Below are 10,539 nucleotides of genomic sequence, written 5' to 3'. Positions count from 1 at the left end.
GCGTAGACCGATGCGGTCGGGTTACGCCGATGGCATAGATCGAGCGGCCGATCTGCGTGCGCGTCATCACCACGAAGAACAGCGCGATGACCAGCAATGCGATCCACGAAAGCACCGGCAGGCCGAGGAAGGCGGCGCGCTGGAAGTTGATGAAGTCCGGGCTCATCTGGTCGGCATTGACCCAGGCGCCGCCGGAAACCACGAAGGTCGCGCCGCGATAGATGGTGAGGGTGCCGAGCGTCACCACGATCGAGGGAATGTTCAGCCGCCACACCAGCAAGCCGTTGATGGCGCCGAGAACCAGCCCGACGGCGAGCGCGACCACGATCAATGCCGGGATCGGGATCGCTGGATTCGCGGCGTTGAGCATCGCCACCACCATACCGGTGAAGCAGAGGTTGGACGCCATCGACAGGTCGATCGAGCGCGTCAGGATCACCACCATCTGGCCGAGCGCCAGGATCATCAGGATCGAGGTATCGTTGAACACCTGGCGCAGATTGGCCGGGTCGGCGAAACCCGGGAAGCGGGTCGAGATCAGGCCGATCAGCACCGCGATTGCCGCAAGCAGCCAGATCTCGCGGTATTTGCGCAAATTCTTCATGCCGCGATCCCCGCTGCGGTTCTTACCAGCGTCTCGGCATCGAGCCCCTTGTTGTCGTGGACGGCCGCGATGCGGCCTTCTCGCATGACGACGACACGGTCCGACATGCCGAGTATCTCCGGCAGTTCGGAGGAGACCATGATCACCGACAGGCCTTGCGCGACGAGCTCGGCCATGAAGCCGTGCACGGCGGCCTTGGAGCCGATGTCGATGCCCTTGGTCGGCTCGTCGAGGATAATCACCTTGGGTGTGGTCGCCAGCCATTTGGCGATGACCACCTTCTGCTGGTTGCCGCCGGAAAGCGTGCCGACATCCTGGCTGAGCGATGAGGCTCTGAGATCCAGCCGTTCGGTGTAGGAGCGGGCGAGCGCGAACTCTTCCGCCAGCCTGAGCACGCCGGATTTCGAAGTGCGCATGAGCGAGGGCAGCGAAACGTTCTGGAAGATCGGCATCCCGATCACCACGCCCTGCTTGCCGCGCTCCTCCGGCACGTAGACGATGCCGGCCTCGATGGAGTCGGCGGCCGATTTCGGCGCGATCGGCTTGCCGTCCAGCGTGATCGTGCCCCGGCTGGTGCGGGTGATGCCCGAAATCGCCTGCATCACTTCGCTGCGCCCGGCGCCGACCAGGCCGTAGAAGCCTAGGATCTCGCCCTTGCGCAGCTCGAAACCGATGTCGTCGAATTCGGTCGGATGCGACAGGCCGGAAACCGCGAGCACCGGCGCGCCGATCTTCGGCTCGCGCTGCGGGAAGATGTGGTCGACGTTGCGACCGACCATCATGCGCACGATTTCGTTCTGGCCGGCATCCTTGAGCAAGCCCTCGCCGACCATCTCGCCGTCGCGGAAGACCGTGTAGCGGTCGGCGATGCGGTAGATCTCATCGAACTTGTGGCTGATGAACAGCACCGCCTTGCCTTCGCTCTTCAGGAATTCGATCAGCAGGAAAAGCTCCTCGATCTCCTTCATCGAGAGCGCGGCGGTCGGCTCGTCCATGATGACGATGCGCGCATCGATCGACATGGCGCGCGCCACGGCGACCAAGTGCTTGTTGGCGATGCCGAGGTCCCTCAGCCGCGCGTCGGCGTCGATATGGCCGGCGCGCATGGTCTCCAGCACCTCGCGTGCATTCTTGCGCATGGTGCGCCAGTCGATGGTGCCGAAGCGGGTGCGCGGCGCGTGGCCGAGAAAGATGTTTTCGGCGACCGAAAGGTCGTCGAACAGCACGGTTTCCTGATGGATGGCGGTGATGCCGTGGCCGAAGGCGGCATGCGCGCTGTGCAGCGTTGTGGCCTCGCCGTCGATGCCGATTTCGCCGGCGTCGGGCTGGTAGATGCCGGTCATGATCTTGACCAGCGTCGACTTGCCGGCGCCGTTCTCGCCGATCAGCGCCGTCACCTGGCCCGGATAGAGCGACAGGCTGACATTGTGCAGCGCGCGGACACCGGGGAAACTTTTCGAAATGCCGGAGAGCGTCAGGCGCGGGGCGGCAGGCTGGGCCGGGCCCGAAAGCGGCCGTTCCGTCTCCACTTTGTGCTGGGCTGTCGTATCCATATCCGTATCAGGCCCTGAGAGAAGGTCCGTTTGAAGATGCGGCGGGACAATTGTCCCGCCGCACGAGCTTGAAGTCGACCAGGATCAATAGATCTTGGAGAACTTCTCGATGTTGGTCTTGTCGAACTGGAAGGGCGGAGCCATCGCAGCCGAGTTGGTGTCGTCGAGCGTCACCTTGCCGACGCGGCCGATCGACAGCGTTGCGCCGGGCTTGGCCTCTTCCTTCTTCACTGCCAGGTCATGGGCGAGGTAGATGGCCGAGTAGCCGAGGTCGATCGGGTTCCACAGCGCGACCGCCTGGCTGGCGCCGTTGTCGATGAACTTCTTGAACTCGGACGGCAGCGCCAGACCGGTGACGTTGACCTTGCCGATCAGGTTCGCGTCGGTGACGACCTGGGCGGCGGCGACCACGCCGACGGTGGTCGGCGCGATGATTGCCTTGAGGTTCGGATAGGACTTCAGCAGGCCTTTGGCTTCGTCCGTGCTCTTGGCCGAGTCGTCATCGCCATAGACGGTGGCGACGAGCTTGATCTTCGGGAACTTCTCCGGCAGCACCTTCTTCGCCGCCTCGATCCAGGCATTCTGATTGGTCGCGGTCGACGATGCGGAGAGGATGGCGACGTCGCCGCCTTCCGGCAGGTAGTCGGCGGCGAGCTTGATGATGGTCTCGCCGATCAGGCCGGTGTCCGACGGGTTGAGGTGCAGTTGGCGGCCTTCCTTGGCAACGCCGGAGTCCCACGAGATCACGGTGATGCCGCGATCCATCGCCTTCTTCAGCACCGGCACCAGCGCGTCGGCGTCATTGGCCGAAACCGCGATCGCATTGACCTTCTGCGCGATCAGCGAGTTGATCACCTCGATCTGCGCCTCGGCGGTCGCCTTGGTCGGGCCGGTGTAGATCACCTCGACATCGCCCAGTTCCTTGGCCGCTTCCTCGGCGCCCTTGTTGGCGGCGTCGAAGAAGCCGTTGCCGAGTGATTTCACCACCAGCGCGATCTTGACGTTCTCTGCATAGGCGGCATTCACGAACATGGCGGCGGAAAAGGCCGCCGTGACCAGCAGTTTCTTCAAAAAGCTCATCGAATATCCTCCCTTGAGCGTTGCATTTCCATCGCCGCTGCGGGCCGCTCAGGCCTGCAGTGAAGATTCTTCCTTCTCGGTGGCCGCCTTGCGGGCGACGATCAGCGTTACCCCGGCGCTTTCGAGCATCTTGGCCTCGCGGTCCTCGATGCCGTCGTCGGTGATCACGGTGGCGATGCGCGTCAGCCCGCACAGGATCAGGCTGGAGCGCATGCGGAACTTCGAGGAATCGACCAGCACCACCAGTTCGTCGGCCTGGTCGATCAGCTTCTGCTCGGCCTGGATCAGCAGCGGGTCGCCTTCCATCAGCCCGAGCGGCCCCAGCCCCTGCGCGCCCATGAACATGCGTCGCGCGTAGAAATTGCGCGTCACGTCATTGTCGAAGGGCGACAGGATGATGTTCTGCTCGCGGTAGATCGTGCCCCCTGACAGCATCACCGTATTCTTCGTGTGCTTGAGCAGGTGTTCGGCGATTGGGAAGGAATTGGTGAAGATCGGCATGCGGCGGCCGGTCAGGAAATGCACCATCTGGAAAGTGGTGGTGCCGCCATTGATGATAATCGGCTCGCCGTCCTTGCAGAGATCGACGGCTTCCCGCGCGATCGCCCGCTTCTGCGCGGCGTTCAGCGTCTCGTTGACCGAGAAGGGGCGGCCGGCAAGGCCGATGAACTGCGGCGGCGAGATCGCCTCGGCGCCGCCGCGCACCCGGCGCAGGCGCTTCTGCACATGCAGGGCCGCGATGTCGCGCCGGATCGTCGCCTCGGAGGAGTCTGTCAAGTCGACCATCTCCTGCACCGTCACCACAGGCTTTTCCTGGACGGCGGACAGAATGATCCTGTGGCGCTCTTTTTCGTGCATGGTTCCTCCCTGCCTGAGCATCTAGGCACTCAAAACGAGCAGTGTCAATCATTTCCGATCATATATTTTCATTGTGCAGTGCAATATGATCGATATTGATCGTTTGTGATTGACAAGAGGGCGTCTTGCGTAGACATTCCCCGCGAAAAGGACCGCACCCTTTTGCGTCCGAAGGGAGGATATCTATGCTCGACAAGCGCTCCGGCTCGCGCCTCGCCAATCTGTGGGACGATGCGAAGGCCAAAGGATTGAGCGACCCGGAGCTTCTGGTCTATCGCTCCAACACGCTGGGTTCCGACAAGCGCGTCACCAACTATGGCGGCGGCAACACCTCGTCCAAGGTCTGGCAGAAGGACCCGCTGACCGGCGAGGACGTCGAGGTTCTGTGGGTCAAGGGCTCGGGCGGCGACAGCGCCTCGATCAAGCTCGACGGCTTTGCCACGCTCTACATGGACAAATTGCGTGCGCTGAAAGGTCTCTATCGCGGCCTCGCGCATGAGGACGAGATGGTCGGCTACCTGCCGCACTGCACCTTCAACCTCAATCCGCGCGCGGCCTCGATCGACACGCCGCTGCATGCCTTCGTGCCGAGGCCTTGCGTCGACCACATGCATCCCGACGCCATCATCGCCATTGCCGCGGCGAAGGATTCCAAGACGCTGACGAAGGAGATCTTTGGCGATGCCATCGGCTGGCTGCCCTGGAAGCGGCCGGGCTTCGAGCTCGGCCTGTGGCTGGAGAAATTCTGCCTGGAGAACCCCGAGGCGAAGGGCGTCATCCTCGAAAGCCACGGCCTGTTCAGCTGGGGCGACACACCGAAGGAATGCTACGAGACGACGATCTCGGTCATCAACCAGGCGATCGAGTGGTTCGAGCGCCGGTCTGAAGGCGTGGCCATCTTCGGCGGCGAGGCGGTGAAGTCGCTCGACGCGCCTGCGCGCCGCGCGATTGCCGCGAAGCTGATGCCGAGGATCCGCGGCCTGATCTCGGAGAAGAGCCACAAGCTCGGCCAATTCGACGACCAGCCCGCCGTGCTCGAATTCGTCAATTCGAGGGATTTGCGGCCGCTGGCAGCACTGGGCACCTCATGCCCTGACCATTTCCTGCGCACCAAGATCCGGCCGCTGGTGATCGAATTCGACCCGGCGAAACCTGACGTCGACGCCGTCATTGCGCGTCTTGCCGACGACATCGCCGAATATCGTGTCGGCTACCAGGCCTATTACGACAGTTGCAAGCATGTGGACTCACCCGCCATTCGCGATCCCAATGCCGTGGTCTATCTGATGCCGGGCGTCGGCATGTTCACCTTCGCCGGCGACAAGGCGACCGCGCGCATCTCCGGCGAATTCTATGTGAACGCCATCAACGTCATGCGCGGCGCCTCGACCGTCTCGTCCTATGTCGGCCTGCCGGCGCAGGAGGCCTTCGACATCGAATACTGGCTGCTCGAGGAAGCCAAGCTGCAGCGTCTGCCGAAGCCGAAGGCGCTGGCCGGCCAGATCGCGCTGGTTACAGGCGGCGCCGGCGGCATCGGCCGCGCCACCGCCAACCGGCTGCTGCGCGAAGGCGCCTGCGTGGTGCTGGCCGACATCGACGAGGCGGCGCTCGCCAGCGCCAATGACGAACTGTCGAAAGCCTATGGCAAGGATTTCGTCCGGCCGGTGGTGATCAACGTCACCTCGGAGGACCAGGTCGTCGCGGGCTTCGCCGAGACGTCGGTCGAGTTCGGCGGCATCGACATCCTTGTCTCGAATGCCGGCCTTGCCTCCTCGGCGCCGATCGAGGAGACGTCGCTGGCGCTGTGGAACAAGAACATGGACATATTGTCCACCGGCTATTTCCTCGTCTCGCGCGAGGCGTTCCGGCTGTTCCGTGCCCAGAAGATCGGCGGCAACGTCGTCTTCGTCGCCTCCAAGAACGGGCTTGCCGCTTCGCCCAACGCCGCCGCCTATTGCACGGCCAAGGCGGCCGAGATCCATCTCGCGCGCTGCCTCGCCCTTGAGGGCGCGGAGGCGCAGATCAGGGTCAACGTCGTCAATCCGGACGCCGTGCTGCGCGGCTCCAAGATCTGGAGCGGCGAATGGAAGGAACAGCGCGCCGCTGCCTACAAGATGTCGACCAACGATCTCGAGGAGCACTACCGCTCGCGCTCGATGCTGAAGCGCTCGGTCTTCCCGGAGGACATCGCCGAGGCGATCTACTTCTTCGCCTCCGACATGTCGGCCAAGTCGACCGGCAACATCATCAATGTCGACGCGGGCAACGCGCAAAGCTTTACGCGCTAGGCAACTTCCTTCTCCCCGTTCACGGGGAGAAGGTGCCGGCAGGCGGATGAAGCGCCAGCCGAACGTAGTCTTGGGAGGAATAGCAGTTGTCCGAAACCATTATCTCAGCCGACCTCGTCGCCAGCCAAAACGCTGCGCGCAAGAGCGACCTCGAACGCGATTACGACTCGCTCGGCGAACACCTCGACCGGCGCGGCATCGCCATTGACGCTATCCGCGACAAGGTGGAGAAATTCGCCGTGGCGATCCCGTCCTGGGGCGTCGGCACCGGCGGCACCCGCTTTGCCCGTTTCCCCGGTGCTGGTGAGCCGCGCGACATCTTCGACAAGATCGAGGACTGCGCAGTCATCAGCCAGCTGACCCAGGCGACGCCGACCGTCTCGCTGCACATCCCCTGGGACAAGGCTGACCCGAAGCGGCTGAAGCAGGCCGCGTCGCGCTTCGGCCTCGGCTTCGACGCCATGAATTCGAACACCTTCTCCGACGCCAAGGACCAGGAGCTTTCCTACAAATTCGGCTCGCTGTCGCATGCCGATGCCGGCACGCGCCGCCAGGCGGTCGAGCACAATCTCGAATGCATCGAGATCGGCAAGACGCTTGGCTCGAAGGCGCTGACGGTGTGGATCGGCGACGGCTCGAACTTTCCCGGCCAGGTCAATTTCGCCAGAGCCTTCGAGCGCTATCTCGACGCCATGCGCGACATCTATGCCGGGCTGCCGGACGACTGGCGGCTTTTCACCGAGCACAAGATGTACGAGCCGGCCTTCTATTCGACGGTCGTGCAGGACTGGGGCACCAACTACATCATCGCGAAAGAACTCGGCGACAAGGCTTACTGCCTGGTCGATCTCGGCCACCATGCGCCGAACGTCAACATCGAGATGATCGTGTCGCGGCTGATCCAGTTCAAGAAGCTCGGCGGCTTCCACTTCAACGATTCCAAATATGGCGACGACGATCTCGATGCCGGCTCGATCGATCCCTACCGACTGTTCCTGGTCTTCAACGAGTTGGTCGACGCCGAGCTATCCGGAGCCGACCGGTTCAACCCAGCGCACATGCTCGACCAGAGCCACAACGTCACCGACCCGATCGAAAGCCTGATGCTGTCGGCGGTGGAAGTGCAGCGCTCCTATGCGCAGGCGCTGCTGGTCGACCGCAGGGCGCTCGAGGGCTTCCAGGAGACCAATGACGCGCTGATGGCGACGCAGACGCTGAAAGCCGCCTATCGCACCGATGTCGAGCCGATCCTGGCCATGGCGCGGATGAAGACCGGCGGCGCCATCGATCCGGTCGCAGCTTACCGCGCCGCCGGCTACCGGGCGAAGGTCGCGGCGGAGCGGCCTGCGGTCGCCAGCGGCGGTGGGGGCATTGTTTGAAGCCAAGTCGGCGATTGCTCAAGGCAGTTTTTCGACAATCGCCAAGCTCAGTGCTGCCCTCATCCGCCTGCCGGCGCCTTCTCCCCGTGAACGGGGAGAAGAGAGCTGACCGCGACCTCGGCGTCTGTTCTGCTAGCCTGGCGATTATCGAAACCACCGATGAGTGCCCCTTCTAACTGTCTAGGGGGAGAAGTGCCCGGCAGGGCGATGAGGGGCAGCACTGAGCTTGGGCATTTCCTATCCTTCGGACAAAGACCGCAGCGGAGGCGGGGTAAGCGGGCCGTTTCGATTATTCAATTGTTATTGGACTATCGCGCTCCAAGGGTCTTTCCTAGGCGTCCCCCACGCCCCGGAGTCCCCGCCATGCATCTCACCGCCGGACGCTGATCGCCGTCAGCCTTTCGCTCACCTTCGCCTTCACGCCATCGGCCGCCGTCTTCGCCGTTCGCTGACATCAGGGGTCACAGATGGCTCTCATGGCGCCGAAGCTCGTCTGGACAGCTGCGAGACTTGGGAGCAAGTTTGTCAGGCCGAAGGGTGATCAGCCGAGGAGCGCGACGATGTTCATGAAGCATGTCATTCGACTCGCATTGCTTGCCACGTTATTGGCCTCGATGGAGGCCAGAGCCGAGACGCTGCCGCTGCCGGCAAATCTCATCGGGGCGGCTTCCGATGCCGGTGAAGCGCTCTTGATCGAGGCCGATGCCCGCGAAGCCTATTTTACGCTGGCCATAAATTTCGTCACCCAGAAGAACCAAGCTTTTTGTGGGGTGGCCAGCAGTGTCATGGTTCTGAATGCCATTGGCGTTCCAGCCCCACCGGTGCCCGAGTATGACCCCTACAGCACCTTCACTCAGGACAATCTTCTGGATGCCCGCAGCGAGCAGGTCATTCCGGCTGAGACAATCAAAAAGCAGGGCATGACTTTAGATGAATTGGGTGGCCTTCTTGCGTTGCAGCCCGTGCAGGTTGAGGTGCGACATGCTGCCGACAGCAGCATGGACACCTTCCGCAAGGAGGTCCGAGGCTATCTCGCGACCAAAAGGCACTTTGTCATCGTCAATTACTTGCGCAAAGCCATGGGTCAGGAAAAAGGCGGCCACATCTCACCCTTGGCCGCTTATGATGCCGAGACCGACCGTTTCCTCATCCTCGACGTTGCTCGGTACAAATATCCCCCCGTCTGGGTGACGACAGCCGACCTATTTAACGCAATGAACACGCAAGACTCGGACAATGCTAACCGCACGCGGGGTTATGTTCTGATTGCTGCTAAGCCCTGATGGTGGCTGGGGCCAGGCGGCCCCGCTACAACGGCGCCATCGACAGCCGCGCCGCGGCTGGCGAGGCGCTTGGCTACCAGGCCCTGGTTGATAGGCCCGGTCAGACGACCAGTGTCAACGTGGAGGCCAGCAGCATGACGGCGGCGATGCCGACGAACAGGGCATAGAGGCGGGGCCGGTCGAGCAGCAGCGCATTGCCCGATATCCAGGCGGATGTTGCCCCGCCAAGCGCGAACAGGAAGCCGTTGCGGTGGCCGAAGGTCATCGAGGCGGCCATCAGTCCGCCGATGATCAGCGCGCCGAACACAATGATCACCGCGACGGCGTATTTCTCGAAGTCGTTGCCACTCCCCATGGCCGGGCCGATCGCGTTCAAATTCGACAGTTCGTCCGGATCGAAGGGACTGGTCGACCCATATTCGTCTTGACCGACGGGTTCTCGCATCACTTAATCTCCGCTGCCCGGCAACAAACCATCAACATCGGCCAAGTGCAACCCGAACGCACCTCGCCAGGGGACTCCGCCGCGATCTTCGGGACTATCTGGTGCCGACGTGCCACGGTTCGCGGCGCCTTTCAAACGGCCGCGCCCTGCTTTCCGTTCCACCCGATTGAATTATCTGGAAAAATCGCTGCGCACGATGCCGTGCCGCTGCAACTTGTCGTAGAAGGTCTTGCGCGGAATCCCCAGCGCCTCGATCGTGCGCCGGACATCGCCGTCATTGCGGCCAAGTGTCTCGCGGATGATCTCGGCCTCGTAGCGGTCGAGCCGTTCGGGCAGCGGCATGGCAGCATCCGATTCGGCCGGGGCAGGCTGTTGCGCGCCGGCGCTGTCCTCAAGCCCGAGCACGAAACGCTCGGCGAAATGGGCGAGCTCCCGCACATTGCCGGGCCAGTCATGTTCTCTCAGATGGCGGGTAACCGCCGCCGGCACGGCCGGCATCGAGCGTTGGAAGCGGGCGGCCGCACGCTCGGCGAAATAGCCGAACAGCAGGGCCACGTCGTCGCGGCGCTCGCGCAGCGGCGGGATCGACAGCGTCACCACGTTCAGCCGGTAGTAAAGGTCCTCGCGGAAGGCACCTCGCTGGCCGGGATCGCCAAGATCGACCTTGGCGGCGGCGACGACGCGCAGGTCGACGGGCCGCACCTCATTGGTGCCGAGCGGCGTCACCTCGCGCATTTCCAGCACCCGCAGCATCTGCACCTGGGTCGAGGGCGGCATGCTCTCGATCTCGTCGAGGAACAGCGTGCCGCCGCTTGAATGCTCGATGCGGCCAATCCTCTTCTTCTGTGCGCCGGTGAAGGCGCCTGCCTCGTGGCCGAACAATTCGCTCTCGATCACCGTCTCCGGCAGCGTGCCGCAGTTCAGCGCCACGAAATTGCCCTGGGCGCGGCGGCTCCAGCGGTGCAGCAGGCTCGCCACCACTTCCTTGCCGGAGCCCGTCTCGCCGGTCACCAGAACGTCGACATCGGTATCGGCGATCTGTCTCAGCG

General features: G+C 63.2%; 8 protein-coding genes and 1 pseudogene. 3 read left to right on the top strand and 6 right to left on the bottom strand.

Going from position 1 to position 10,539, the window contains the following annotated elements:
• The 4 genes and pseudogenes from EN781_RS14645 to EN781_RS14630 form a co-directional block, all read right to left on the bottom strand.
• A pseudogene (locus EN781_RS14645) lies at positions 1–604 on the bottom strand (ABC transporter permease); the annotation flags it as partial.
• On the bottom strand, positions 601–2,157 hold the full coding sequence (locus EN781_RS14640; RefSeq protein WP_126056559.1) for a sugar ABC transporter ATP-binding protein: 1,557 nt from the start codon (positions 2,155–2,157) through the stop codon (positions 601–603). The pseudogene EN781_RS14645 and the gene EN781_RS14640, both read right to left, overlap by 4 nt.
• A gap of 84 nt (positions 2,158–2,241) precedes the next feature.
• Positions 2,242–3,237: a rhamnose ABC transporter substrate-binding protein gene (gene rhaS, locus EN781_RS14635; RefSeq protein ID WP_126056558.1), complete on the bottom strand. Its 996-nt coding sequence runs from the start codon at positions 3,235–3,237 to the stop codon at positions 2,242–2,244.
• A gap of 48 nt (positions 3,238–3,285) precedes the next feature.
• Entirely contained in the window at positions 3,286–4,095 is an 810-nt protein-coding gene (locus EN781_RS14630) for a DeoR/GlpR family DNA-binding transcription regulator (protein WP_127400087.1), read from the bottom strand.
• A gap of 185 nt (positions 4,096–4,280) precedes the next feature.
• Here EN781_RS14630 and EN781_RS14625 point away from each other — a divergent pair, with 185 nt between their 5' ends.
• From EN781_RS14625 to EN781_RS14615, 3 genes are all read left to right on the top strand, one after another.
• A complete protein-coding gene (locus EN781_RS14625) occupies positions 4,281–6,383 on the top strand; it encodes a bifunctional rhamnulose-1-phosphate aldolase/short-chain dehydrogenase (RefSeq protein WP_126056557.1) in 2,103 nt (700 codons plus the stop codon).
• Positions 6,384–6,469: 86 nt separating this feature from the next.
• Entirely contained in the window at positions 6,470–7,762 is a 1,293-nt protein-coding gene (gene rhaI / locus EN781_RS14620; RefSeq protein WP_126056556.1) for an L-rhamnose catabolism isomerase, read from the top strand.
• A gap of 560 nt (positions 7,763–8,322) precedes the next feature.
• Complete coding sequence (locus tag EN781_RS14615; RefSeq protein ID WP_128333356.1) at positions 8,323–9,045, top strand: phytochelatin synthase family protein; 723 nt, start codon at positions 8,323–8,325, stop codon at positions 9,043–9,045.
• Positions 9,046–9,145: 100 nt separating this feature from the next.
• Here the strand turns inward: EN781_RS14615 and EN781_RS14610 are convergent, their stop codons facing one another.
• Positions 9,146–9,490 carry a hypothetical protein gene (locus EN781_RS14610; protein ID WP_126056555.1) on the bottom strand — a complete coding sequence of 115 codons (345 nt, stop codon included), beginning with the start codon at positions 9,488–9,490 and terminating at the stop codon, positions 9,146–9,148.
• Between the two features lie 171 nt (positions 9,491–9,661).
• A partial coding sequence (locus tag EN781_RS14605; protein WP_145965507.1) for a sigma-54 dependent transcriptional regulator occupies positions 9,662–10,539 on the bottom strand: 878 nt, incomplete at its 5' end.

The organism is Mesorhizobium sp. M4A.F.Ca.ET.090.04.2.1 (assembly GCF_003999085.1).
Taxonomy (GTDB): domain Bacteria; phylum Pseudomonadota; class Alphaproteobacteria; order Rhizobiales; family Rhizobiaceae; genus Mesorhizobium.
This window is presented reverse-complemented; position numbering and strand designations above follow the sequence as displayed.